Genomic DNA, 25790 nt, shown 5'->3' with positions numbered 1-25790 from the left:
GTTTTCCTGATTATTCCAGAAAACCTCAAGGCTGCTGCCTGCCCGTGGCAGGGCGAGCGGCTAAGCGCCCCTTCTAGCACAGTGTCAAAAGAGATGAGGTGGAGGATTATGCCAAAGACGGGTCAACAGACGCGTTACAAGCTGGTAATTGTGGGAGGCGGGAGTGCAGGCATCACGGTCGCAGCGCAACTCCTGCGCAAATCGCGCGAACTCGCGGGGCAGATTGCCATTGTCGATGATGCGGCCAAGCACTACTATCAGCCGTTGTGGACGCTTGCAGGTGCCGGAGTTGTCAGCAGGGAGGTGACCGTACGCGACGAAGCGGCGGTCATTCCGAGAGGCGCGATATGGGTCAGAGAGGCCGTCACGCAATTTTTGCCAAAAGACAACGCCGTCATGACGGCGTCCGGAAACAAGCTGCACTACGACTATCTGGTTGTCGCAGCCGGAATCCAGCTCGATTGGGACAAAGTAAAAGGTCTCAAGGAGAGCATCGGCAAAGCAGGCGTATGCAGCAACTACTCGTACGACTACGTCGCGAGCACATGGGAGAGCATCCGCCAGTTTCAGGGCGGGACGGCGATCTTCACCCAGCCGAATACCCCGGTGAGATGCGGCGGCGCTCCGCAAAAAATCATGTACCTGGCGGACGATTACTTTCGCCGGTCGGGTGTGCGCTCGCAATCCATCGTCCGGTTTGTTTCGGGGGCGTCGACTATTTTCGGCGTGCAAAAGTATGCCGATGCCTTGCAGAAGGTCGTCGACAGAAAACAGATTTATACAAGCTTCCAGCACAACCTAGTGGAGATTCGCGCGGACCAAAAGCAAGCGGTCTTCGAAAACGTGAATACCCGCGAGCTCGTGCCGATGGCCTACGATATGATTCACGTCGTGCCGCCGATGAGCGCCCCTGATTTTATCAAAAAAAGCCCGCTCGCCGCTGCTGACGGCTGGCTGGACGTGGATAAGCATACGCTGCAGCACACGCGTTTTGCCAACGTTTTCGGGCTCGGGGATTGCGCCAATCTGCCGACCTCCAAAACAGGCGCGGCCATCCGCAAGCAGGCTCCGGTCGTCGTGCAAAACCTGCTGTCGCAAATCAACGGCAAGCCGGACTATCGGCAATACAACGGCTATACTTCCTGCCCGCTCGTAACGGGCTACGGCAAATTGATTTTGGCGGAATTTGATTACGAGCAGATTCCACGGGAGACGTTCCCGTTCGATCAATCCCGTGAACGGCGTAGCATGTACTGGTTGAAAAAAGAGCTGCTTCCCGTCATGTATTGGCACGGCATGCTCAAAGGCAGGATGTAGGACAGACAAACGCGGATAAGTAATGAAGGAGGGCGACGGTATGCTGCTCAAATATTTTTACGACGACAAATTGGCCCAGGCTTCCTATCTGGTCGGCTGCCAGGCGGCAGGCGAAGCGATTGTGATTGATCCGGCGCGCGACATCGAGCAGTATGTGCAGACGGCAAAAGCAAACGGCGTGCAGATTGTCGGCGTGACGGAAACCCATATCCATGCCGACTTCCTCTCCGGTGCGCGGGAACTCGCGGCCAGACTCGGAGCCGTCCTCTATTTGACAGACGAAGGAGGGCCGCAGTGGCGCTACGCATACGCCGCCGGGTACAGCCACCGCTTGCTCAAAGACGGGGATACATTCCAGATCGGCAAGCTGGCCTTCGAGGTGCTCCACACGCCAGGACATACGCCGGAGCATATTGCGCTGCTCTTGACGGACGGCGGCTCGCCAGCGAATGAACCGATTGGCATTTTTACCGGGGACTTCGTGTTTGTCGGTGACGTCGGCCGCCCGGACCTGCTGGAAAAAGCGGCGAACGTGAGCGGCTCCGCCGAAGAGCTGGCGCGCCAAATGTTTCACTCGCTGACGCGCTTCAAGCAGCTCCCCGACTATTTGCAAGTCTGGCCGGGGCACGGGGCCGGCAGTGCGTGCGGCAAGGCGATCGGGGCCGTCCAGTCGTCGACGGTCGGGTATGAGAAGCGCACGAATTGGGCGTTGCAGCATGAAAATGAACAGGAGTTCGTGCAAAGCTTGCTTGCGGGCCAGCCTGAGCCGCCGACTTATTTTGCGATGATGAAGCATTGGAACAAAGTAGGGCCGCGGCTGGTGCAGCAAATAGCCGCACCTGTGCATGCAGAAGCCTCCATCAGCGTAGTGGAAGCGTGGACGAAACGGGGCGTTGTCGTGGATACCCGTCCGCCAGGCTTGTTTGCCAAAAAACATGTGCCGGGAGTCATCAACCTGCCGTACGACAAATCTTTTCCCACGTGGGCGGGCTGGCTGCTGGACTATGAACGCCCCGTGTACCTGCTCGCCGACCAGCAGTCCGTTCGTGCTGTTTTGAAAGATTTGCAGTCGATTGGGCTGGATCAGGTAGCGGGTGTGATGGACCCTGCTGTCTACGAGCTTGCTTGCGATTCGCGGTTTGAATCCTACGCAGAAATCACGCCCGGGGAGGCGCGAGAGCAGGTGCAGGCAGGACAACTGTACGTGCTCGATGTCCGTTACCAAAAAGAGTGGGAGGCAGGCGCTATCCCGGGAGCGAAGCACATCATGCTAGGCTACTTGCCAGAGCGCATGCAGGAGCTGCCGCGCGATACTCCGATCCTGGTTCAGTGCAAAAGCGGGCGACGATCCGCGGTAGCCGTGAGTTTGCTGCGGGCCAACGGCTTTTCCCGTGTGCAAAATTTGCTCGGCGGCTTTGACGAATGGGCGAGACAAGGCTTTCCGATCGCAAGGTAGCGGGAGCCAGCGCCCGAGGACGATCAGCGCCTCGCGAGCAATTGCAGAGGATAGCAGTAGTGCCCCTCCCTGTTTTCGTGTAAGATGGACATGATTGCATTTGTACGTGATTGTGAAAACAGGGAGAGAAAGCGATGAGTTTCCAACAAAAATGCGCAAAGTGCCGTTCCAAGAAAATCGACTTTACCGAAACGATCAACCGACCTTTATATATTTCCATCTACGCGGCTGTACTGGTGGTGCTCGGGGTGATCGGCGTCTCCGTGAAAGGAACGCCTGTCATTTTCCTGTTTCTCGGTCTGATGGGCGCATTCGTGCTATTTGCCGTTCGCATGCACCTGGAAAAGAAAAAAATTCTCAAATGCGTCTGCCTGGACTGTGGCGAGCGTTGGCAAACGGCTGCCAACGCTGCACAGAAGCAGACGAAGTAACGAAAAAAAGGCTCTAGCTCCGCCGCAGTGTCGTTTGCAAAGTTCCAAAAGTCGTGCTGTCCATGCTAGAAAAGAACTGTTTCAACAAACTGGCGATCGTTCCCGGTTCTATACGGTAGAGCGATCGACAGTTTGCGTTATGGCTGGAGACCACCACAGCGGATGGGAAGTAAGGATAATTCCGTTACTTCGGAAATTGTTGGATAACCAATTCCAGATCTTTTTTATATGATTCGATTTTTGATTTATCATTGCTGAAAAGCCGATCATCATTTATTTTCGGCATAAGAGTGCTTAGTTTCTTTAGTTCATCTCGCTTATTTTGAATTTCCGTAAGATCATTCTGTTCAATTAGCGATTGTAATTTTTTCAGATAATCTCTTTTATACTGATATAATGTTAAAACTCCAGATTGCAATTGTTCATCGGCTATTATTTGTTTTGTTTCATCATTGGTTAGGATAATCGCTGGAAGGAAGGCGGGATTATCTATTAGATTACTATCAATCATTCCTGAAATATACGCTAGTTTTTCTTTGTCTTGTGCATTAGATAATTCTTCGGTAATTTTTTCAAATTGATAGAGTGAACATGAGTGTTGATGTTTAAATACATCCGTTAACGTAATTTGATATTGAACATGTACATGGTCTGGTGAAGCGGTGGTGCAAGAGGCTGTCATGAGAGACAAACTAGCAAGCAAAAGGAACATTGACATTCTTTTCATTTTTCTCTCCATCCTTTCATGATAAAAGAGCATCCGGCTGTCCGAATGCTCTTCTTAAATTTTTAAACTACCATTCCAAAACGTCATCTACCCAAACTTGCCAACTTTTCTCTGTCTTGGTTGGCGTAAGTTTAAATTGTAAGCCACCAGTTGGCCCCGTTTTTGCGTAACTAAAGTTTGCTTCGAAGCTGGTTCCCCATGTTCTAGTGTCAAAAGTGTGGACATATCTTGCACCAAAATCTAACTTTTCGTTTTTCTTTTTGGTTACATAGACTGCAGCATAAGAACCGAAGTCTAATTCAGTGTCATGTACATTAAACAAGTAAATTCCCTTTTTCCGTTCTGATCCATCCCGAGCAGTTACATACTTTGTATCTCCCACGTTACTGCTGTAATATTCCCCCACAGTAGGATCCCATTCAATAGAGAGTAAGTCATAAGTCGCAGGGTAAAACTCGTTATCTTTTGGATTCCAAGAAGCAATTAGACGATAGTAAGATTGACCAGCTCGTTTGGCGGTTGAAAGTTCGAGGTTGATGTCTCCAGCCTGCATTGCCGTAGGACCAATTTTACTGTTTTTCTTTGTTTCCAACTCTACTCCGAGCGGCTTTAGTTTATCCGACAATTCTTCGTCAGTTCCGTTATTTTGCATGACTAAGTTGTGGACAAAAGAATCAAACTCTTCGTCAGAAAGGTTGGCAATCGCCGACTTTAACGAATGCTGTTGCGATTTTGTTTGAGTGTCGCTTAATGAAAGAACCTTTTTTGCCAGCTCTTTACTGCTCAAACTCGAATAATCCACTTTTGCTGCATTCGCTGCTGGCACCACTAAGACAGAGGCTAGTAGAACTGTGCAAGTAATCGTAGAGAAAAGATTAATTTGGTGTTAGTCCGGGAAGGACCTTTCACAATATTAAAATTATCAGAAAGTGAATGAAAATGTTGTCGTATTTTGTAATCTATTGATTCATCACCATAACCCGTGCTAGACATTGAAAAAACGTAGATGTTCCTCTATCGTGAAAGTTGTCCTGACCATCACAAGATAGGAGGAAATCTACGTTGTCTAACCAGTTTACCACAGACTTAATCGGCCTTCCATCGTTTCAACTTTCCCATTGGGACAAAACGACTGAAACCGATTGGGTAGTGACTCTCACTCCCAATCCAGCCTCTCATCTGTGTCCTCTCTGCCTGAAAGAGAGCACCAATCATGCTCGCCCAGGGTACCGTCTTCTTCGTCACCGCTTTATTTCTTCATGGGGTACTGTCTGGGTACGTGTTCCTGTATATCGACAACGTTGCCACGATTGCCAGATCACCTGGACTCTCGAATGGGATGGAATTCCCTATCGAGGAACGGCTACTTTTGCGTTTCGTCAAATGGCCGTTGAGTTGTGTCAGAAGAGGGATTTGCTTAGCGTTTCCAAACAACTCGGAATCTGCTATACGACATTGGAACGGTGGTATTACCAACTGGCTCCTCAGCTTCTCGCTAAGCCCCAAGATCATCTTACGCCTACTATGGTCTGTCTGGACGAGTTTGCTCTCCAAAAAGGACACAAGTACGGTGTCAACCTCATGGATGCACAAAGCGGGCATATCTGGCAGGTTACAGAAGGGCGTTCACGTGAGCAGGTTCGTCAGGCTCTCATGAACTGGCCCTTTGCTACGCCTCCACAGGTTGTTGTGACAGACTTGGCTCCTGGAATGGCTGAGACGGTTCGCGGTGTTTGGAAGGATGCCACGGTAGTAGCGGACAAGTTCCACGTCATTCAGCTCTTCTCCAAATCGTTAGAAGCTGCTCGTAAACGTACCCGTTCGCGGGGAACTCATCGCCGGGGTAGACATGAACAACGTCTGCTCCACACACCTCCTGATAAACTGAAACCTGAGGAACAGGAGGAATTGAAAGCCTGGTTCGCTCAAGATCCCCATTTGGAACGCCTTTACAACGCTCTTCAGCACATGAGAACGGTATATGCAGCTCAGACAGAAGAGTCGGGAAAAGAAGCACTCCAACAATGGATAACCGAGCACCTCACATCTCCCACCTCTGCCGTCCGTTCGATTGCAAAAACAATCGTTCAATGGCGACAGTCGGTTCAGAATTATTTTTCGTTTCGAGTTACAAATGCTCCGATTGAAGGGACACACAACAAAGTGAAAGTCATCAAGCGACGAGCCTATGGGTATCGCAACATCGAGCGGTTCAAGATTCGAATTCGGCTGGAGTGTAAACCAGCCATATAAAAAAGTGAAAAACTACGCTAGAGGAAGATCAAGCACGTTTAATGGTGAAGAGCTAATCTATTAAAAAAAAGTAAAAATATAACATATTTCAACGACTGCGATAATCCACAAAACACGTAACAGAAGTTTTGGCTGCATATGCCCCTGGAAACAGGCCTTGTATAAGACAAATGTAGAGATGAGAATATAGGTGGAAAGGGATCGAAACGCCACTTAATGCGCATGCGCGGCTGAAGTGTGATTAGGAGATTGTGAGTGTGTGATTTGTCTAAAGTGCTATGCCGGGAGGAGTTGATCCTCGTAATAATGGATAGCCTGCTGGATCATCATTTTTTCCGAATGCTGAAAGCTGTACTTGGCCCATATTGCGTTCTGCAGCGATCACTCATTGGACATTAGGGGATATCATCTGACGAGAGCCAATTTTATATTGTCAGGTCAGCCAGCGTTTTCTGGTTGGCCTTTTTTCATGGGGAACAAATAGGCGCAAAACTTTAAAAATCTTCACTTGAACCAGAAACTGGTATCCGATAATATAATAATTAAATATTTGTTTGAATGTATGTTGGATGGACGCGGAAGCAGTTGGGGAAAATAGATGCCTGGGAAATAGGTGAGAGCATATGTCAAATCAACCAAAACAAGGCGGGTGCTGCAGCGGGCACCATTGCAGCTCGGAGCATACCCATGACAAAAAAATTCTCACGGTGCTGGAGCCAGCCGCCGCGATCGCTTCGGACGGCGCGGGCGTTTTGTCTGCGCAGGCGATTGTGTATCGCGTGCACGGCATGGACTGCAGCTCGTGCGCGAAGTCGTTGGAGCGGCACATGAAGTCGCTGCCTGCGGTAAAGGAAGTGAGCGTCAACTTTTCCACCGGAAAAATGCAGCTTGTCTCCGACGGACTGCAGGACGAAGCCGTCATCAAGGAAGTCGCCAAGGCAGGCTACAGCGCCAAACGGCTTGAGCGGCGAACAGCCCGCGAAGCGGTCCAAAACGATCGTGCAGGCACCGTCCTCACATCACTGTCCGGCGCGTTTCTGGCGCTTGGCTTTTTGGTTTCGCTGACCAGCGCCTCTCCGTGGGTCAGCACGATTTTGTACGCCCTGTCCATTATCAGCGGCGGCTACCGCCCGGCGCGCAGCGCTTTTTACGCGATCAAGAGCAAGTCGCTGGACATGAACGTCTTGATGTCCGTAGCGGCGCTTGGCGCAGCGCTGATCGGAGAGTGGCTGGAGGGAGCGACAGTTGTCTGGCTGTTTTCCATCGGCAATCTGCTACAGACCAAGTCCATTGAGAAGACGCGCGATTCGATCCGCAACCTGATGGATTTGGCTCCGCCTGAAGCGTGGGTGAAAAAAGGCGATGCGCTGACGAGAATGTCCGTAGAAGAGATTGGCGTAGGCGACGTGATCGTGGTCAAACCGGGGGAGAAAATCCCGCTCGACGGCGATATTTTGTCCGGACATTCCAGCGTGAATCAGGCCCCGATTACCGGGGAGTCCATCCCGGTCGACAAGCAGGCGGGCGACGCGGTGTTCGCAGGCAGCGTGAATGAAAGCGGCGCTCTGGAAATCAAGGTGACAAAGCTCGTCGAGGATACGGCGATTGCGCGCATCATTCATCTGGTGGAGGAGGCCCAGGAGAAAAAGGCTCCGACTCAGGCGTTCGTCGACAAGTTCGCCGCCATGTACACGCCAATCGTGCTTGTTCTCGCTTTGCTCGTGATCGTGTTCCCTCCCGTGCTCGGCATGGGCACGTGGGGAGAATGGTTTTACAAGGCGCTGGAGCTGCTTGTGGTCGCTTGCCCGTGCGCATTGGTCATCTCGACGCCCGTTGCCATCGTATCGGCGATCGGAAACGCAGCGCGAAACGGCGTGCTGATAAAAGGCGGGACATTTCTGGAGCGGGCCGGAGCGATTGAGGCGATTGCCTTTGACAAAACAGGCACGCTGACAGAGGGCAAGCCGCGCGTGACGCAGGTGGTGGCCGCAGGCGAGACGGAGGAAGCCATCCTCGCGATTGCCAGAACGATGGAGGAGCGCTCCAGCCATCCGATTGCCCAGGCGATTGTGGCATACGCCAAGGAAAAGCAGGTGGCGGCGCTCGCGGGCGAGGACTTCCAGGCGCTGGTGGGAAAAGGCGTTCAGGCGACGATTCATGGCGAAGTGTACTACGCCGGAAAGCCCGCGCTGTTTGCCGAGCTGGGCGTAGACATGAGCGCCTGGCAGGAGCAGATCGCGTCTTTGCAAGCGGAAGGCAACACGCTGATCGTGATCGGCACCCGCCAAAAGCTGCTTGGCATGATCGCAGTGGCCGATACGATCCGCGAGATTACCGTCGGCGCGATCAGCAAGCTGAAAGCGGCCGGGATCAGCGAGATCATCATGCTGACAGGCGACAATGCGGGAACGGCGAAAAAGGTAGCGGCCCAGACGGGCGTAGACCGTTATTTTGCCGAGCTGCTCCCGCAGGACAAGGTGGAAGCGGTGAAAAAGCTGCAACAGGAGGGCAAAGTCGTCGCAATGGTCGGGGACGGCATCAACGACGCGCCTGCGCTGGCAACTGCCGACCTGGGCATCGCGATGGGCGGAGCAGGGACGGATACCGCGATGGAAACAGCCGATATCGTCCTGATGGCCGACAATCTGGAAAAGTTGCCGCACACCGTCAGAATCAGCCGCAAAGCGCTGGTGATTATCAAGCAAAACATCTGGTTTTCCATCGTGGTGAAGCTGGCCGCACTCGTGCTGATTTTTCCGGGCTGGCTGACCTTGTGGCTGGCAGTCTTAAGCGACACGGGCGCTGCCTTGCTGGTCATTTTAAACAGCATGCGCCTGCTCAGAATGAAGCCTTGACAGATGAAAAAGCAAAAGGGAGAAGAGCCAAGGCTCTCTCCCTTTTTGGTATGGCATGCGTGTACGCGTTTGCACGTTTTTGCACGAGTCTTACACCAGCACGCCGCCGCCGTAGCGTTCAAATTCTTTCTGGGTGCAGGCGACATAGTGGCCTGGCTCGATTTCCCGCAGCACTCTTTCCTCGTCCTGGTTTTGCAGGTACTCCTGATCGTCGAACACAATTCGTTTGCGGTTGCGCTCGTAATCCGGGTCTGGCAAAGGAATCGCAGAGAGCAGGGACTTGGTGTACGGGTGAATCGGATTTTCGTACAGGCGGTTGCTTTCCGCCAACTCGACGATGCGGCCGCGGTACATGACGCCGATGCGGTCGCTGATGTATTTCACCATCGACAGGTCATGGGCGATGAACAGATAGGTCAGCCCTTTTTCTTTTTGCAGACGTTTGAGCAGGTTGATGACCTGCGCCTGGATGGATACGTCCAGTGCGGAGATCGGCTCGTCGGCAATGATAAACTCGGGATCGACTGCGAGAGCGCGCGCGATACCGATGCGCTGGCGCTGCCCGCCGCTGAACTCATGCGGGTAACGGTTGGCGTGCTCGCGGTTGAGACCGACCGTTTCCAAAAGCTCATGTACTTTCGCAATGCGCTGCTCTTTAGTAGCGAGCTTGTGGATATCCAGACCTTCCGCGATAATATCGGATACAGTCAGACGAGGATTCAGGGACGAATACGGGTCCTGGAAAATCATCTGGATTTTGCGGTTCAGCCATTTTTTCTCTTCGCCTGATTTTTTGCCGTGGACGTTTTTGCCTTTGAACAGCACTTCGCCGTCAGTGGCGTCATACAGGCGCAGGATCGTCCGGCCCGTAGTGGATTTTCCACACCCGGATTCGCCTACGAGTCCGAAAATCTCGCCTTTGTAGATGTCAAAAGTAATGCCGTCGACAGCCTTCAAGACTTGTCCGCCGCCAAGGTCGAAATGCTGCTTCAAGTTTTTGACTTCCACGATCTTCTCGCGCTGGTCGTACGAGATCGTTGCTTTCGGACGCGGGCTTTCGACTTTCTTCGCCTCTGCAGAAGCAGTCTTGCGTCGCACAGCAGAAGCGGGCGGGTCGATCTGTGGAGCCATTTCGTGCAGCAGCCAGGTTGCCGCATAGTGCGTGTCGGAAATTTTGAACATCGGCGGCTCGTATTCCAGATCGACTTTCAGGGCGTACGGATTGCGCGCAGCAAACGCATCGCCGACAGGCGGCTTGAACATGTCTGGCGGGGAGCCAGGAATAGACATCAGCTCTTCGTCGTCCGTATCGAGGCTAGGCATCGAGCCGAGCAGGCCCCATGTGTACGGATGCTTGGGATCGTAGAAAATCTCGTCGACTTTTCCGATCTCGACGATTTTTCCCGCGTACATGACAGCTACGCGGTCAGCCATGTTGGCTACGACGCCGAGGTCGTGGGTAATGAAGATGATCGAGGTGCCCATTTTTTTCTGAATGTCTTTGAGCAGCTCCAAAATTTGCGCCTGAATGGACACGTCGAGCGCGGTCGTCGGCTCGTCGGCAATGATGACTTTAGGATTGCAGGCGAGGGCGATCGCAATGACAATCCGTTGGCGCATCCCGCCGGAGAATTGGTGCGGGTATTGATCGACGCGTTCTTTTGCGAACGGAATCCCGACCAGCTCCAACAGCTCGACGGCGCGGGTGCGCGCTTCGGAACGGCTCAGCTTTTGGTGCTTGATGAAGCTCTCCATGATTTGGTTCCCGATCGTCATGGTCGGGTTGAGAGAGGTCATCGGATCCTGGAAAATCATCGAAATATCGCGGCCGCGAACGTCCTGCATTTCTTTTTCCGACAGGGTGACCAAATCTCTTCCTTCGAACAGGACTTGTCCTTTCGGAATACGTCCCGGAGGAGAAGGGATGAGTCGCATGAGAGCTTGCGAGGTAACCGATTTTCCGGAGCCGGACTCGCCCACGATGGCCAGAGTCTCTCCTTTGTGCAAGTCGAAGGAAACCCCCCGCACCGCTTTTACCTCACCTGCATACGTATCAAAAGACACGTGTAAGTCCTTTACTTCCAAAACTTTTTCCATAGAATCCTCCCTTTCTCTATATATGTTTTTGTGAGTAAACAACCCGCCATTTATGTGTAACAATCTCTCTAGTATGAATTTTTACGAAAATGAAAATCATTATCACCATTATACTATATTTGCTGAGTATTGTTAAAAAATTTTTTTCCATGAGCACATCTATATCGGCAAAGCCCCAAATGTTGCTAGGCAGGCTTCATTAGGGGCTTTTTTATCGTTGCCTTTCGTGAGCCAAGTCATACAATACATCAACTGAGTTAGAACGCAGTCTGGAAAGGGGCGTATTTCGTGTGCAACTCGAGCCTTTGCGCAAGCTGCTGCAAGAGCGATATCCAGAGCTACGTAACGAAACATTCCGGGTGGACGATACAGGCTGGAGCAATTTCGTCGTCATCGTGGGAGAAAAAATGATTTTTCGCTTCCCCAAGACCGAAGAAGCCAAAGCGATTATCAGCCGGGAGACGCAAATTTTGCCACAGCTTGAGTCGATGGTGCCTGTGGCGATTCCGCAGTTTGTCTATTCTTCTGCGCCGACCGACGACATCAAGTACGTAGGCTATCCGATGATTTTCGGCAAGCCGCTTTACCGCGAAGAGATGAACGGGCTGTCCGGGCAGGAGCAAGAGAAGGTAGCGGAGGCGATTGGCGGCTTTCTGAGCGGTCTGCATGCCTACCCGCTGGAAAAGTCGTTCGACAAGGCGATTGATCCGGGGTTGACCCGGCTCTTTTACGAGAACTTTCTGGCACGGATCGAGCGGAAGGCTTTTTCCTACATGCCTGTCGAGCTGCAACGGTGGACCCGGCAAACCTTTCAGTCGTTTTTGGCGAACCCGGACTACTTCCGGTTCAAGCCGGCCTTGCTGCACAACGACTTGAAGCCGGAGCATCTGCTCTACGACTTTGAAAAAAGGCAACTGAGCGGGATTATCGACTTCGGAGCGATGGGGGTAGGCGACCCTGCCTATGATTTTGTCGGCATATACCGGGCGTACGGCGCGGCTTTTACCCAAAAAGTGCTGAGCCATTACACCCGGGAGATTGACGCCAGATTTTTGGAGCGGATCACAACGTTTTACGTCAAGACCATCAGCTTCTGGACGCTCTTTTACGGCATTGACAGCCAAAATGAAAAGCTCATCCAGTACGGGCTTGGAAAGCTGCAGGCATTTGCCAAACCAAAAAGGACGTAAACCGTAATCGGGTGGAAACAGAAGGAAGGACGGCGAGGTGAGGAAATGCGCGTACTGTTTTTGGAAAGTCATCCGATGTGGATTCACGGGCTGCCAAACGGGTTTCGCGACTCTGGACACGATGTGATGATCTCGGGGCCGCTGACGGAGCAAAACATTCCCGAGATGCTGGGAGAGTTTCAGCCGGATTTGATCGTCATGATCGGCTGGGGGCCGGAGCAGACACCCGTCAAGCTGGACTGGATTTTTCGGCATGTCCGGCAAACAGAGGTGCCGCTCGTTTACTGGGCGACAGAAGACCCTACGTTTACAGAGAGCTTTACGATGCCGCTTATTCAAAGAGTGCAGCCCGATTTCGTCTTTACCATTTGCCCAAAGCGCCTGGATTATTACGCGGAGCGGGGGATCAAGGCGGCACACATGGATTTCGGATTTCACTCCAGCATCCATTGTCCCGTTCCGGCCGAGGAGGCGTATCGCACCTCCATCGCCGTTGTTGCCAACGCTTATCCGCATGTATTTGAGCAGTATAGCGGCCATTATCGGCTTGTTTCGCTGTTTACACTGATTCGCCCTCTGCTTCACGAGGGCATGCGCATCGACTTTTACGGGCGGGACTGGGATAAAATGAAGCCGTATTTGGGCATGGACATTCCATCAGAGTGGATTCACGGCTATTTGTCTTACCCGGATGCCCACAAAGTCTACAGCTCGGCAGACATCATGATCGGCCTGCAAAACTACGAGACGCAGCTCACACAGCGGACATATGAGATTTTAGGCTCGGGCGGGTTTCTCGTCACCCAGGATACAGAGGCCGTCCGCAGCATGTTCACGTCCGGAAAAGAACTGGTCGCGGCTGCTTCTGCCACAGATACGCTGCAAATCATCGAGCATTACTTGCAGCATCCAGAGAAGCGAAAAGAAATCCGCGAGCAGGGAAGACGGGCTGTGAGCCACGCCAACTATCAGCATCGCGCCGACTACATGGTGCAGGTGCTGCAAGAGCAAGGGCTTTTGCCGCAAACGCTCGCCACTGCGGCAGGGCAAGGCCAGTTGATCTCGTACGCGGACCTGATTCGCGAGCGGTACGAGGTGCACGATGTCCGCCCCGGCGATACGCTGTGGAAAATTGCCCAGGCTTACGGCGTGACCATCGAGCACATTATGAAGGAAAACGGGCTGACTTCCTATGATATATACGTCGATCAATATTTGAAAATCAGGGAGCGACAGCAGTAAAAGCAAACTGACGTGGTGGAGGGAGCACATGAGAATTTTGTTTTTGGAAAAGTGCCAGGCGCTCCTTCACGGTTTGCCGTACGGGTTTCACGACGCTGGCCATCAGGTGCTGATTTCCGGGCTGTTGACCGAGCGGCATCTGCCTGCGTTGTTGCAATCGTTTCGGCCGTCCCTCATCGTCATGACAGGCTGGGGGCCAGAGCTGACCTTGACGCAGCAAGCGTACTTGTGCGAGCAGATCAAGCAGGCGCAGGTGCCCTTGGTCTACTGGGCGGAGGAAGACCCGGCTTTTGTCCACATCTGGTCACTGCCTGTCGCGCTGCGCATGCAGGTTGATTTTGTCTTTACCGTCTCGCCGGAAACGGTTTTGGTCTATCGGGAGGCCGGAATCCGCGCTGCGCATATGGACTTCGGCTACGACGAGCAGTTGTATCAGCCTGGCGAGAGCGGGAACGGCCCACGCCTGCCTGTGGCAGTCGTATCTCCAGCTTGCCCGTACATGTATCGGCATCAGTTGGAGCACGATCTCGCGGGTTCTTTGCACACGCTCATCTGGCCGTTGCTGGCGCTGGGGATTCCCGTCCGTTTTTACGGCAAGGAATGGGGGCAGATGAAGCCTATTTTTGGCTTGAACATTCCGCGCGACTGGATTGTGGAGCAGCCAGGCCGGATGGAGGCACGGCAGGTCTATCGGCAAGCCGATATCGTCATCGAGGTGCAGTCTTTAGAAAAGCCAATCTCGGAGCGGATGCTGCAAGCAGCAGGAAGCGGCAGTTTGCTGCTCGCGCGCGACTCTATCGGGCTGAGGCGTATTTTTACTCCCGGCCATGATATGCTGGCATCGTCCTCGCCGATACAGACAGTGGATTTGCTCCGGCACTATCTGGAGAGGCCAGACGAGAGAAAAACGCTTCAGGCGCACGGACTGCGGACGGCTCGTTCTCATACTTACGGGCAACGCGCGCGATTTATGCTTCGCACGCTCGTGGAGGAAGGGATTTTGGCTTCCGATGCGGCCGATTGCGTGCCTGGTGCCGGGGAGCATGGCTGTCCGGGACAGCCGCTTTGCGTGAGAGACGCACGGCATACAGTCAAGCCGGGAGAAAGCCTGTGGCAAATTGCCTGTGCGCACGGCACGACGATCGGAGCGCTTCAGCAGGCAAACCGGCTCGTTTCCGACGTGCTCCATGTCGGTCAAATTTTGCGCATTCCGCATAGAACGGCAGAGGACGGGGAGCAACTTCCGAAAATAAAGAAGTGGCTGGATAAGGCAGCCCGCCTGTTTCAGCTCGATTCGCTGCTGCTTTACGGGATCGCCTATGCGGAATCTGATTTTGGCCAAAATGCAGGCATGAGCAGGGCGGGGGCGCTCGGGATCATGCAGCTCAAGGAGAGGACCGCCCGCGGACTCGGCGTGGATCGAACGGATCCGTGGCAAAACATTTTGGGCGGCGCCATGTACATCAAGGAGATGCTGTATGAATTTGACGGCGATCTGCCGATGGCGTTGGCTGCGTACAACTGGGGGCTGAACCACGTCTGGCACGCCGTTCGCCAGGGGGGCAAGCAGTGGCTGACGCTCGCCCCGGAAGAAACCCAGCATTACGTCATCAAAATCATGAAGTACATGAGCGAGGCAGGCAGACGGTGAGCAGCCCGCTAGAAGCCTGATATCGCGACGGAAAAGCTCGGCCTTTTTGGAGGTGGAGCTTTTTTCATTTCGGGCGCTGCTAATAATTGAAGATAGGAAGCTCGGCCCTATTTTGATATACTTTTAGCACGATATTGAGAATTATTATCAAAATGAATAATTAAAGAAACGATTCGTTTTTACATAAAAGCAGTCCGTTGTGAACTATTCCGTAAGGCAAAAGGTGTGACAATGATGAGCGATAGGCAAGCCTTGTTTCAGGAGTTTACAGAGCATGTGATGGCGGATGTCATTTTCAAGCTTCGCGATATTGCCTGGGTAAAAGGGGACGAGCATGAGCGTCTCCGCCAGCAGTTTACGAACGCGCACATCTTGCTGGTCGTCACCGGGGGGCGAGGACGCCTGCGTTTGGAAAACGTGGAGCATCAACTGCGTCAGGATGCCATCTACGTCTGCCCGCCGATGAGCACCTTCGGCATCGACCCGGACTCCGTAGACGACCTGCGGATGTACGTGTTGCGCTTCGATGTTTTTATGGCGTCCAGAAAGCGGAAAAGACATTTGCGCGCTTTGCGGGAGGAACACGAGTTTCCTTTGGTGGGCGAGGTTTCCGTCCGATCCGCCGGGCAGCTTGTCATGCATTGCGACTCGATCGCGGAGCAGTGGCAGCAGGATGGGGGAATCGACCGTTTTCGCAGCCAGATTTTGTTTCAGGAGCTGTGGTACCACATCGCGAAGTCCGTCGATTTTACTGCCCAGGACTCTGCTACGGCGCTGGAGCGGGCCCGCGCCTACATGGAAGAGCATTACTCGCAAAACATTACGATCGAGCAGTTGGCGCGCATCGCGGAAGTAAGCCCGAAATATTTTGTGGACTTGTATAAAAAAACGTACGGCGTGTCCGCGATGGACTACGTCACCGAGCTGCGCATCAGCCGGGCGAAGCAACTGATGGCGCAATCTCACGCAAAGCTGCGGGAAATCGCGCACCAGGTAGGCTACAGCGACGAGTTTTACTTCAGCCGCAAGTTCAAAAAGGAAGTGGGCGTTTCTCCTACTGTTTATATGAAAAGCCGCAATCGCAAAATCGCCGCCTACAGGGCGCCGCTCATCGGCCAGATGCTCGCGTTGAAGATGATTCCGTACGCGGCGCCGCTCCACCCGAAATGGACGGCCTATTACCATCAGAACTACCGCTACGACATTCCCGTCCATCTGAGCGCCTTTCGCCAAAATGAAAATTGGAAGGCGAACATCGAGATGCTGCAGGAAGCCAGACCAGACGTCATCCTGTCCTTGGACAAGGCCAACGCGCAGGAGCGAGAGCAGCTTGGCCGGATCGCGCCGACGCTGTTTGTGCCGTTTGAAGCGCTGGGGTGGCGGGAGCAGTTGCAGATGATTGGCGATTTTTTGGGCGAATCGGCAGAAGCGGAGCATTGGCTCGCCGCGTATGACGAAAAGCTGGGCAGAGCGCGGGAAGGACTGCGGCAAAAGCTGGGCGACGAGAAGTTCCTCATTTTGCGCGTGTTCAAACACGAGCTGGCAGTGCACTGCAACCGCAGCATGAACGACGTTTTTTACAACGGCCTGCAAATGAATCCCGCCTACGTCACGCAAGCGAAGGTGTACGACCAGCCTGTGACGCTGCAGGAAGTAGCAGCGCTTGACCCGGACAGGATTTTGCTGCTCGTGTGCCAGGAAGCAGAGACGCTGGAGCATTTCCGGCTGCTGAAGCTGTCGGTGCATTGGCAAGACTTGAAGGCCGTCCGCAACAATCGGACGCATCTGATTACGTCAGACCCGTGGCGGGAATATTCGGCGATGGCCCATGAACGGATTATCAATCAATGCGTGAAGCTGCTTTCAGGAGATCGTCCATGTTGATTCTGGATATCGTCCATGGTCGAGGATACGCAGATGCTTTATAATCACGAATGATAATCGTTATCAATCACAAATATTACACAAATATGTGAGAGGGGCTTTTCAAAGGATGAAAAAGATATATCTTGGTTTTAGCGTCGCCATGCTGGCAATGGCACTGACTGGATGCGGCGGACAGCAAGCAGCGAACTCCAACGCTGCAAACAACAACGCAGCACCTGCTGCAACTACCGCAACGGCAGAAAAACCTGCGGCAGAGGCAACCCAAGCGGAAACGCGCACGCTCAAATATCTCGATAAAGAATACACCGTTCCAAGCAAAACCGAGCGCATCGTCATCACAGGCAGCATGGAGTCCATGGAAGACGCGCTCGTGCTCGGCGTAAAACCGGTAGGGGCAATTTCCGTCGGCGGCAAATTCCCGGAGATGTTTGCACCAGTAACCGGGGAAGCGCAATCCATCGGGGAGAAAACCCAACCAAACCTGGAAACCATCCTGTCCCTGAAGCCAGACGTCATTCTGGGCAGCAGCAAATTCCCGCCAGAAACGATGGAGAAATTGGGCAAAATCCAAACGACTTTCCCGGTTTCCCACATCTCTACCAACTGGGAAGCAAACCTGCTCTTGCTGGGTGAGCTGACTGGCAAACAAGCGGAAGCGCAAAAAGTGATCGATGACTATAAAAAAGATGTAGAAGCAGCCAAAGTACAACTGGGCGACAGCTTGAAAGACAAAAAAGTCGTCGTGATCCGTGTACGTGGCGGCAGCATCAACATCTATCCGGAAAAAGTGTTCTTCAACCCGTCCCTGTATGCTGACCTGGGCCTGACAGCTCCGGCGGAAGTAAAAGCCGCGAAGGCACAAGAAGTCGTGTCTCTGGAAAAATTCAGCGAAATCAACCCGGATTACATTTTCGTCCAATTCTCTACTGACGAGAACAAAGACAACCCGAAAGCTCTGGAAGATTTGCAAAACAACCCGATCTGGAAGAGCATCAACGCTGTGAAAAACGGCAAAGTATTCGTAAACGTAGTCGATCCGCTCGCACAAGGCGGAACAGCTTGGAGTAAAGTAAACTTCCTGAAGGCCGCTGTTGAAAAATTGTCTGCCAAGTAGGAGTAGGCGAGGTTAATCGCATGCAATCGAAAAAAGCAGTACCTATCCTCATACTTGCGGTTTCGCCCATAGCGATTGTGCTCGTGATCGTGCTCTCCGTTTTGTACGGGGCCAAGCAGATCGACGCGTACACCATCTATCAGGCTCTCTTCCAGTTTGACGAAGGGAATGTGGACCACCAGATCATCATGCACTCCCGCCTGCCGCGAGTGTTGGGCGCACTCATGATCGGAGCGTTTTTGGCAATATCGGGGGCACTCATGCAGGGGATGACGAGGAACTACCTCGCGTCCCCCTCTATTATGGGGGTCTCTGACGGATCGGCCTTCGCCATTACGCTTTGCATGGTGCTGTTGCCTGCTGCATCGAACACGACGATGATCTTTATGTCGCTCGCCGGATCGGCAGCAGCGGTAATGATGGTACTTGCTTTGTCCAGGTTGCTGCCAAACGGTTTTTCGCCTGTTGCGTTGGCTGTGATCGGGACGATCACGGGAACATTTTTGAGCAGTGTCTCGGCGGCAATCGCTTCGTACTTTCAAGTCTCGCAAAACGTCAGCTTCTGGTACAACGCCCGGCTTCACCAATTGGAGCCAGGGTTGATCTCGCTTTCGATTCCGTTTGCAGTCGTCGGCATTGTCATGGCCTTGCTTTTGTCCAAGTCCATCACGATTTTGTCGCTGGGCGAGGAAATCTCGCTCAGTCTGGGACAAAAGACGATGCTGGTCAAAGTGCTGGCTACGGCGGCCGTCGTCATTCTCACGGGCATTTCGGTCGCACTGGCCGGAAAAATCGGCTTTGTCGGCCTGGTTATTCCGCACATCACCCGTTTTTTGGTCGGGCTCGATTATCGCTGGATCGTTCCGTGCGCAGGCGTCTTGGGCGCCGTTTTCCTCGGGCTGGCGGACGTGCTCAGCCGCTTCCTGAACAGCCCGTTCGAGACGCCGATCGGAGTGGTGACTGCGTTTATTGGCGTACCGTTCTTCCTCTATCTGATTTACAAGAGAGGGGGAGGCAAGCATGCCTGAGAAAAAAAGCAGGTTTCGTCTGCTGCTGACAGTGAACATCCTCCTGATTGTTGCGGCGATTTACATCAGCCTGACAAATGGGGTGTTCGACATGTCGGTGATGGATGTGGTTCGCACTTTGCTGCGCATCGAACCGTCCGCCGATCACGATCTCGTCATTTTCGATTTTCGCTTGCCGCGCATCGTCATTGCGGCTTTGGTAGGCTTTGGCCTGGGCATTGCCGGGGCCGTCATTCAAGGCATTACCCGCAATGGCCTGGCAGACCCCGGGATTTTGGGGATCAACGCCGGGGCAGGTGCGGCGATTGTAGCGTTCATGTTTTTCTTCCAAGGAAAGTTTACGGAGGCAGGCTGGTTTTCGATCATGGCGATGCCGCTTTTCGGTCTGACCGGGGGCTTGCTCGCCGCAGCGCTGATCTACATGTTCGCCTGGCGCAAAGGAACGCTTGACCCGCAACGGCTGATCCTGGTCGGAATCGCCATCGGCTCAGGTTTGGGCGCTGTGTCGCTGTATCTGTCGCTGAAAATGAATCCGAACGATTTCGAAATGGCAACGGTGTGGCTGACAGGAAGTATCTGGAATGCGAACTGGACCCACATTACGGGCATGCTTCCGTGGCTCATCCTGTTGTCCCCGGTCCTCTTGCGCAAGGCGCACGTACTCGATTTGATGCAGCTTAGCGAGGAATCGGTGAAAAGTCTCGGGGTGTCGGTAGAAAAAGAGCGCAACCGGTTGCTGCTGTCCAGCATCGGGATCGTCAGCGCGTGCGTCTCTGTGTCCGGCAGCATCGGCTTTGTCGGCTTGATGGCGCCACACATCGCCAAGCGCTTGACGGGGATTGCGCACAGACACGTCCTGCCGCTGTCCGGTATGATCGGGATGTTGATGGTGGTGGCCGCAGACTTTATCGCCAAGACCGTGTTTACCCCTGTCGAGCTGCCGGTGGGGATCGTCATCTCGATTATCGGCGTGCCGTATTTCTTCTATCTGCTCAGCAGAGCGAGAAGGTAGCATACATGTAAAAAAGCCATTTTCATAAAGCGAAAAAGAGAGCGCCACTTATACGAGGGGCGCTCCTCTGGCTTTAGGGGAGAAAAGGGAGGAACAAAAATGGAACTGGCAAAATTGATTAAGGAGCGCCGCTCGATTCACCGCTTTGAAGATCGCGAGGTAGACCCGGCGCTGGTTGCCGAACTGTTGGACACAGCCGTTTGGGCGCCGAATTACCACATGACCCAGCCGTGGCGCTTTATCGTGACGTACGGCGAAGGGCGCAGAAGAATCGCCGAAGCGGTGCGGATCATGAAGGAAAAACGTGAGCTGGACCCTGTGAAAAAGAAAGAAGTAGGCGAGAAGTTTTACAACAAAATCATGGCGATTCCGATGATAATGACTGTCATCATGACGGAAAGCCCGAACCTGATCGAGCGTCAGGATGATTTTGCCTCGACGAGTATCGTCATCCACAACTTCAGCTTGCTTGCCTGGGAAAAAGGCATCGGGCTGACCTGGGAGACGTATCCGTGGATTCACGAGCCGGAATTTCGCGAAGCGATGGGCATTGCTCCTGGCGAAAGAGTGCTGGGGAACCTGCACATCGGCTACCCGGCGGCGATTCCCAATCCGCAGCCGCGCGTTCCGGCAGCGGAGCGAATTACATTTGTAGACAAAGCATAGGACAAGATTTCCAGATTTTTTCTTGTCACGTTATAACTTTTTGTGGTACTCTTGGATCATTCTACAAGGAAGGGTGACCATCAAGCCAATGATCTACTAACTCCTATTTCCACAAAAGCAATCGGATAATGACGATGCGTTTTTTGGATGGGAGTAGTACGTGCATATTGGCGAATAGATGGTAGAGCCGTTGTCTTTCTTGCAGAAGGTTTCTATGTCTTTTTGGTGTCAGTATGTAATGCCTCCTGTCCAGATCGCAAAATGGATAAGGAGGCTTTTTTATGTCTAATATGCTGCAGAACCGCTATGTCAGGGCCATTTTGTTGTCGGGCCTGTTTTTGCAAATCGGGATTTGGGTGCGCAACTTTGCCATCCTGCTTTACGTGATGGACCATACCGGAGGCGACCCGTTCGCCGTGTCCATGATTTCGGTAGCGGAGTACGCGCCGATTTTCCTCTTCTCGTTTCTCGCCGGGACGTTTGCTGATCGCTGGCGGCCGAGACGGACGATGGTCTGGTGCGATCTGCTCAGCGCCTTGTCGGTGGTCGCGGTGCTCATCACGTTTATGCTCGGAACGTGGAAGGCGATTTTCTTCGCTACGCTGATCTCGGCTGTGCTCTCCCAGTTTTCCCAGCCGTCAGGGATGAAGCTGTTCAAGCTGCATGTGCCTGCTGAGCAGTTGCAAGCCGGGATGTCCGCCTATCAGACGATCTTTGCCATTTTCATGGTGCTCGGCCCGATTGTCGGCACATTCGTGTTCCAGCAATGGGGAATGGAAGCATCTATGGTCATTACGGCCATCGCATTTCTGGCTTCTGCTGGCGTGCTGTACCTGCTGCCGCCTGACCGCGTGGAGACAGAGGAGAAGAAAGACTCGGCTCTGCTTGCGGAAATGGCGAGCGGAATCCGCTACGTGCTCTCCAACCGGGTGCTGTCGCTGCTTGGCGCCTGTTTCATGGCAGCAGGGCTCGGCATTGGGATGGTGCAGCCGTTGGCGATTTTCCTGGTGACAGAACAGCTCCATCTGCCGAAAGAAAGCCTGCAATGGCTATTGATGGTGCAAGGTGTGGGCATGATTGTAGGAGGGGCGCTGACGATGGCGCTGGCAAAAAACGTTCCGCCGCAAAGGCTGCTCGTCATGGGCATGCTAGGGAACGCAGTTGCCCTGGGCATTTGCGGGGTGTCTACGCATCTGTGGCTGACGCTTTTGGCCCAACTGGTTGCTGGATTGCTTTTGCCGTGCATCCAGATCGGGATCAATACGATGCTGCTCAAATATACGGAAAGCTCCTTCATCGGGCGGGTTAACGGGATTTTGACCCCGCTGTTTACAGGTTCTATGGTCATCATGATGAGTATAGCCGGGGTGTTGAAGCTGCACCTTCCGCTCGTCGCGATCTATACGATTTCGGCAGCGCTGTTCATTATCGGCTTGAGCTTTATTTTGCCGCTGTATCGCATGAAAGAAGGAAAGGCCGGAGCTGATGCAGAACAGATTGGATCATATTGAGGCTGCATGAGGTTGGCAGCGTGTGCTGCGGTGGCGGCAAATGCTCTGGCCTTGTCCCAGGCGCGAGCGAGGCTTGAGCCAGAGCATTGGAAAAAAGAGCGGGGGTGCGGTCAGGTGGCGCATGAGCGGATTTCATCTAAGGAAGGTCTGGCTATGGAAGCGGCCGTGAGAAAGCTGGCGGTCCGTCTGCCGGAGGTAACGGAACAGGTGGATGGTTTTGGGCACACGTCGTTTCGGGTAAGCGACAAGCCGTTTGTCATTATGGGCGAGGGCGGTGCTGACGGGCCAGCCTTGTCCTTCAAGGTGCTCAAGACGACGCAGGAAATTTTGCTTGCGCAGGAGCACTTTTACAAGACGCCGTACATCGGCCAGCACGGCTGGGTGTCCATTCGCGCCCAACATATCGCGGACTACGACATGCTCGCCGACTATTTGCTGGAAGGCTATCTGTGCGCAGCCCCCAAGCGTCTGGTCAAGCAGGTGCAGGCGAACGCGCAGGCACAGTAGAGCGGGCTTGTGGGTGCTTTTCGCGGGAAAAGGCAGGCTTCCCCTGATGTCTCCTGCTATAATTCATAAGTAACGAGCTGTGAACGACCGTTCGGCACAGCGATATTCCAGGCAAAGGGGGAGCCGTGTTGGATTGGAATCTCCAGCAAATCAGCAAGCTGCTCGAGGTCGTCTTCGAGAATGCCCATGAGCCGATGATCGTGACGGACAGGGACGGCAAAATCCTTTTGATGAATCGGAGCTATCGGGAATTTTTGAATGTGCAGGACGTCATCGGCAAGCCAGTGACGGACGTCATCGAAAATACGCGCATGCATATCGTCGGCCAGGCGGGCGTAGCGGAAATTGCGGATATCCAGCAAATCAAAGGGCAGAAGATGATCGCCCACCGCATCCCGATCATGGACGAGGGCAAGGTCATTGCCGTGCTCGGGACGGTGCTGTTTCAGGATGTGCAAGAGCTGACTGCCCTGGCCGCAATGGTCGATCAGTTGAAGGACGAGCTGACTTACTATAAAAAAGAACTGCGGCGCAGGATGGGGGCGACCTATCATTTTGACCAGATCGTCGGGTACAATCAAAAGCTGCAGGAGCTGAAAAAATTCGCCCAAAAGGTGGCGACGAGCGATTCGACGGTGCTGATTACCGGAGAGAGCGGCACGGGCAAGGAGCTGTTTGCCCATGCGATTCATGCGCAGAGCAAGCGGAAGATGGGGCCGTTCATCCGCGTGAACTGTGCGGCGATTCCTGATTCATTGCTGGAGTCCGAGCTGTTTGGCTATGAAGAGGGAGCGTTTACCGGAGCAGTGCGCCGCGGGAAAAAAGGAAAGTTCGAGCTGGCCAATCACGGAACGATCCTCCTGGACGAGATCGGAGACATGCCGCTGCCGCTGCAAGCCAAGCTGCTGCGGGTGCTGCAGGAAAAAGAAGTGGAGCGGGTCGGGGCCGTGCGGACGACGCCGATTGATGTGCGGGTCATCGCCTCTACCAACCTGGATTTGCCGCAGCGCATCAAGGAAGGCAAGTTCCGCGCCGACCTGTACTACCGCTTAAACGTAGTCACCCTGTCGATTCCTCCGCTGCGAGAGCGGCTGGAGGATTTGCCTGAGCTTGTTTCCAACCTGCTCAAACAACTGAGCGAGTCCACGGGCGTCACGGTCAAGGTGATCGACGAAGACGTGTGGACGGTGCTGCGCGGCTATTCCTGGCCGGGAAATGTACGGGAGCTGCGCAACGTGCTGGAGCGGGCGCTGCATCTGGTGGAGGACGATGTGCTGAAAAAGGAGCACATTTGGCTGCCGGCTTCTGACGAGGTGGTGCCAGTTGCTGCTATTTCTCCGTCCGGCAGGGAGTTGCGGCCGCTCAAGCAGTTGGTGGAAGAGACGGAGCGGGAAGCGATTTTGCTGGCGATGCAGCAGGCCGGAGGCAACAAGCTGGAGGCGGCAAAGCTTTTGCAGATCAGCAAGTCCAGCTTTTATGAAAAGTGGGAGAAGTATCAGCAGAAGAAATAAAGGCAGTGCTTTTAGAAGCTGGGACATGTCGGACAAGCCGCGGTCCCGGCTTTTTTTGATCGAGAGAGGCGCTGTCGCTGTGGAGGCCGGAGGGGCTGGAGGGGCAGGCGACGTTCACGCGAGAAAGCTGGACGGAGCCAGGTGGTGTGCTAACTGTCGTCCCTTGTCGCATTTTGCTAGATTCCGCGTTTCCGGAAAGAGAAAAAGAGAGAAGGCGGACAGCGGCAGAAGGTTTTGACTTTTCGGGCAGATGGATTTCGCGGTGATTTTTGCTAGATTCCATAAATGCGGACGCGTTTTTCCGGAAATCCGGAAGTTTTTGCAAGCGCTATCATTTTACTGTTGCTGTCCGTTTGGCGCAAAGCCGCGTCTGATCGCGATTTGTCGGAATTTGGCCCACGTTGGCACGATCCATGCAATTCAAGAGAGGATGTAAGCGATTTCTTTTGGTGGGTACACACACTATGCTCTCCAGGCGGAGGGCCATTTGAAAGGAGAATTGTATGATTATTGAAGTGTTGTCCATCGTGATCGCGCTTGGTCTGTTGATGTTTTTCGCGTACCGGGGCTACCCTGTTATCGTCTTTGCCCCGATTTTTACGCTGCTGGCAGTCGTGATGTCGGGAATTGCGCTGCTGCCCAGCTACACGGAAACATTCATGACCAACGCAGCCAACTATGTGAAATCATTTTTTCCTATCTTCCTGCTTGGTGCGATTTTCGGAAAAGTGATGGAGCTGAGCGGTGCCGCTTCGTCGATCGCGCATACGATCGTGAAAGCGCTTGGCTCCAACCGGGCGATTTTGGCAGTCGTTCTGGCATGTTCGATTTTGACGTATGGCGGGGTGTCGCTGTTCGTCGTCGCTTTTGCCGTTTATCCGTTTGCCGCAGCGATCTTCCGTGAAGCAAACATTCCTAAGCGCCTCATTCCGGGAACGATTGCGCTCGGGGCATTCACCTACACGATGGATGCTTTGCCGGGAACGCCGCAAATTCAAAACATCATTCCTACGACGTATTTCGGTACGGACGCCTATGCGGCTCCGGTTGTGGGGATTATCGGCGCCATCATCGTTTTTGTCGGCGGGATGGCGTGGCTGGAACGCAGACGCAAACAGGCGGCTGCCGCCGGAGAAGGCTATGGCGAAGGACATTCGAACGAGCCGGAGTTGGTGAAAACCGAAACGTACATGAACATCTGGGTAGCGATTCTTCCGCTGGCGCTCGTGCTCGTCGGCAACTACCTGTTCAGCCGTGGCATCTGGACGGTCGAAAACTGGTATGACGCTACGATGCTCAAAGATTCGTTCAAAATTGAAAAAGTGAAAAACGTCG

Annotated in this window: 20 protein-coding genes (1 of these 20 running past the window's edge); 17 read left to right on the top strand and 3 right to left on the bottom strand. The window is 53.5% G+C overall.

Going from position 1 to position 25790, the window contains the following annotated elements:
• Window positions 1–108: 108 nt before the first annotated feature.
• The 3 genes from M655_RS26560 to M655_RS26550 all read left to right on the top strand — a co-directional run bounded on the left by M655_RS26560 (window position 109) and on the right by M655_RS26550 (window position 3204).
• Window positions 109–1317 carry an NAD(P)/FAD-dependent oxidoreductase gene (locus M655_RS26560; protein ID WP_026558553.1) on the top strand — a complete coding sequence of 403 codons (1209 nt, stop codon included), beginning with the start codon at window positions 109–111 and terminating at the stop codon, window positions 1315–1317.
• Window positions 1318–1357: 40 nt separating this feature from the next.
• Complete coding sequence (locus M655_RS26555; RefSeq protein WP_026558554.1) at window positions 1358–2773, top strand: MBL fold metallo-hydrolase; 1416 nt, start codon at window positions 1358–1360, stop codon at window positions 2771–2773.
• Between the two features lie 134 nt (window positions 2774–2907).
• Complete coding sequence (locus M655_RS26550; protein WP_005832674.1) at window positions 2908–3204, top strand: hypothetical protein; 297 nt, start codon at window positions 2908–2910, stop codon at window positions 3202–3204.
• A 184-nt stretch (window positions 3205–3388) separates the two neighbouring features.
• Here the strand turns inward: M655_RS26550 and M655_RS26545 are convergent, their stop codons facing one another.
• Window positions 3389–3931, bottom strand: coding sequence for a hypothetical protein (locus M655_RS26545; RefSeq protein WP_025847200.1), 543 nt, complete (start codon window positions 3929–3931; stop codon window positions 3389–3391).
• Window positions 3932–3998: 67 nt separating this feature from the next.
• Window positions 3999–4718: a hypothetical protein gene (locus M655_RS26540; protein ID WP_025847198.1), complete on the bottom strand. Its 720-nt coding sequence runs from the start codon at window positions 4716–4718 to the stop codon at window positions 3999–4001.
• 275 nt (window positions 4719–4993) lie between these two features.
• Between M655_RS26540 and M655_RS26535 the strand changes: the two genes are divergently transcribed.
• Together M655_RS26535 and M655_RS26530 are read left to right on the top strand one after the other, a co-directional pair.
• Window positions 4994–6184 carry an ISL3 family transposase gene (locus M655_RS26535; RefSeq protein ID WP_007786573.1) on the top strand — a complete coding sequence of 397 codons (1191 nt, stop codon included), beginning with the start codon at window positions 4994–4996 and terminating at the stop codon, window positions 6182–6184.
• A gap of 623 nt (window positions 6185–6807) precedes the next feature.
• A complete protein-coding gene (locus M655_RS26530) occupies window positions 6808–9039 on the top strand; it encodes a heavy metal translocating P-type ATPase (RefSeq protein WP_026558555.1) in 2232 nt (743 codons plus the stop codon).
• 90 nt (window positions 9040–9129) lie between these two features.
• Here M655_RS26530 and M655_RS26525 read toward each other — a convergent pair whose 3' ends face one another.
• Window positions 9130–11136, bottom strand: coding sequence for an ABC transporter ATP-binding protein (locus tag M655_RS26525; protein WP_007779376.1), 2007 nt, complete (start codon window positions 11134–11136; stop codon window positions 9130–9132).
• 290 nt (window positions 11137–11426) lie between these two features.
• On the opposite strand from M655_RS26525, the gene M655_RS26520 reads away from it, so the two are divergent.
• The 12 genes from M655_RS26520 to M655_RS26465 all read left to right on the top strand — a co-directional run.
• On the top strand, window positions 11427–12326 hold the full coding sequence (locus M655_RS26520; RefSeq protein ID WP_025847193.1) for a phosphotransferase family protein: 900 nt from the start codon (window positions 11427–11429) through the stop codon (window positions 12324–12326).
• Window positions 12327–12371: 45 nt separating this feature from the next.
• Entirely contained in the window at window positions 12372–13568 is a 1197-nt protein-coding gene (locus tag M655_RS26515) for a DUF3880 domain-containing protein (protein ID WP_025847191.1), read from the top strand.
• Window positions 13569–13596: 28 nt separating this feature from the next.
• Window positions 13597–15219, top strand: coding sequence for a DUF3880 domain-containing protein (locus tag M655_RS26510; protein WP_026558557.1), 1623 nt, complete (start codon window positions 13597–13599; stop codon window positions 15217–15219).
• Window positions 15220–15453: 234 nt separating this feature from the next.
• Window positions 15454–17103 carry an AraC family transcriptional regulator gene (locus tag M655_RS26505; RefSeq protein ID WP_026558558.1) on the top strand — a complete coding sequence of 550 codons (1650 nt, stop codon included), beginning with the start codon at window positions 15454–15456 and terminating at the stop codon, window positions 17101–17103.
• Between the two features lie 109 nt (window positions 17104–17212).
• Entirely contained in the window at window positions 17213–18220 is a 1008-nt protein-coding gene (locus tag M655_RS26500) for an iron-hydroxamate ABC transporter substrate-binding protein (protein ID WP_026558559.1), read from the top strand.
• Between the two features lie 20 nt (window positions 18221–18240).
• On the top strand, window positions 18241–19248 hold the full coding sequence (locus M655_RS26495; RefSeq protein WP_005832560.1) for a FecCD family ABC transporter permease: 1008 nt from the start codon (window positions 18241–18243) through the stop codon (window positions 19246–19248).
• Window positions 19241–20260: a FecCD family ABC transporter permease gene (locus M655_RS26490; RefSeq protein WP_026558560.1), complete on the top strand. Its 1020-nt coding sequence runs from the start codon at window positions 19241–19243 to the stop codon at window positions 20258–20260. Before M655_RS26495 ends, M655_RS26490 begins: the two co-directional genes overlap by 8 nt.
• 99 nt (window positions 20261–20359) lie before the next feature.
• A complete protein-coding gene (locus M655_RS26485) occupies window positions 20360–20926 on the top strand; it encodes a nitroreductase family protein (RefSeq protein WP_026558561.1) in 567 nt (188 codons plus the stop codon).
• 281 nt (window positions 20927–21207) lie between these two features.
• Window positions 21208–22437, top strand: a complete 1230-nt coding sequence (locus tag M655_RS26480; protein WP_007779357.1) for an MFS transporter — start codon at window positions 21208–21210, stop codon at window positions 22435–22437.
• Window positions 22438–22551: 114 nt separating this feature from the next.
• Window positions 22552–22944 (top strand): MmcQ/YjbR family DNA-binding protein, encoded by a 393-nt coding sequence (locus M655_RS26475; RefSeq protein ID WP_025847176.1) that lies wholly within the window; start codon window positions 22552–22554, stop codon window positions 22942–22944.
• Window positions 22945–23072: 128 nt separating this feature from the next.
• A complete protein-coding gene (locus M655_RS26470; RefSeq protein ID WP_005832568.1) occupies window positions 23073–24455 on the top strand; it encodes a sigma-54 interaction domain-containing protein in 1383 nt (460 codons plus the stop codon).
• A 503-nt stretch (window positions 24456–24958) separates the two neighbouring features.
• A protein-coding gene (locus M655_RS26465; RefSeq protein ID WP_005832570.1) for a GntP family permease crosses the window boundary here: on the top strand, window positions 24959–25790 show its 5' portion. It continues 551 nt past the right edge of the window; the window shows 832 of its 1383 coding nt (coding positions 1–832); it begins with the start codon at window positions 24959–24961; its stop codon lies off the right edge, out of view.

Origin of the sequence: Brevibacillus sp. NSP2.1, from assembly GCF_000470975.2 — a bacterium.
GTDB lineage: Bacteria > Bacillota > Bacilli > Brevibacillales > Brevibacillaceae > Brevibacillus > Brevibacillus agri.
Note: the sequence above shows the minus strand (reverse complement) of the source record. Positions and strands in the feature narration are given on the sequence as shown.

Excerpts from the sequence above, each read along its gene's own strand:
- M655_RS26560 (WP_026558553.1), top strand. The coding sequence starts at position 109 with ATGCCAAAGACGGGTCAACAGACGCGTTACAAGCTGGTAATTGTGGGA.
- M655_RS26555 (WP_026558554.1), top strand. The coding sequence starts at position 1,358 with ATGCTGCTCAAATATTTTTACGACGACAAATTGGCCCAGGCTTCCTAT.
- M655_RS26550 (WP_005832674.1), top strand. The coding sequence starts at position 2,908 with ATGAGTTTCCAACAAAAATGCGCAAAGTGCCGTTCCAAGAAAATCGAC.
- M655_RS26545 (WP_025847200.1), bottom strand. The coding sequence starts at position 3,931 with ATGAAAAGAATGTCAATGTTCCTTTTGCTTGCTAGTTTGTCTCTCATG.
- M655_RS26530 (WP_026558555.1), top strand. The coding sequence starts at position 6,808 with ATGTCAAATCAACCAAAACAAGGCGGGTGCTGCAGCGGGCACCATTGC.
- M655_RS26525 (WP_007779376.1), bottom strand. The coding sequence starts at position 11,136 with ATGGAAAAAGTTTTGGAAGTAAAGGACTTACACGTGTCTTTTGATACG.
- M655_RS26515 (WP_025847191.1), top strand. The coding sequence starts at position 12,372 with ATGCGCGTACTGTTTTTGGAAAGTCATCCGATGTGGATTCACGGGCTG.
- M655_RS26510 (WP_026558557.1), top strand. The coding sequence starts at position 13,597 with ATGAGAATTTTGTTTTTGGAAAAGTGCCAGGCGCTCCTTCACGGTTTG.
- M655_RS26505 (WP_026558558.1), top strand. The coding sequence starts at position 15,454 with ATGAGCGATAGGCAAGCCTTGTTTCAGGAGTTTACAGAGCATGTGATG.
- M655_RS26500 (WP_026558559.1), top strand. The coding sequence starts at position 17,213 with ATGAAAAAGATATATCTTGGTTTTAGCGTCGCCATGCTGGCAATGGCA.
- M655_RS26495 (WP_005832560.1), top strand. The coding sequence starts at position 18,241 with ATGCAATCGAAAAAAGCAGTACCTATCCTCATACTTGCGGTTTCGCCC.
- M655_RS26490 (WP_026558560.1), top strand. The coding sequence starts at position 19,241 with ATGCCTGAGAAAAAAAGCAGGTTTCGTCTGCTGCTGACAGTGAACATC.
- M655_RS26485 (WP_026558561.1), top strand. The coding sequence starts at position 20,360 with ATGGAACTGGCAAAATTGATTAAGGAGCGCCGCTCGATTCACCGCTTT.
- M655_RS26480 (WP_007779357.1), top strand. The coding sequence starts at position 21,208 with ATGTCTAATATGCTGCAGAACCGCTATGTCAGGGCCATTTTGTTGTCG.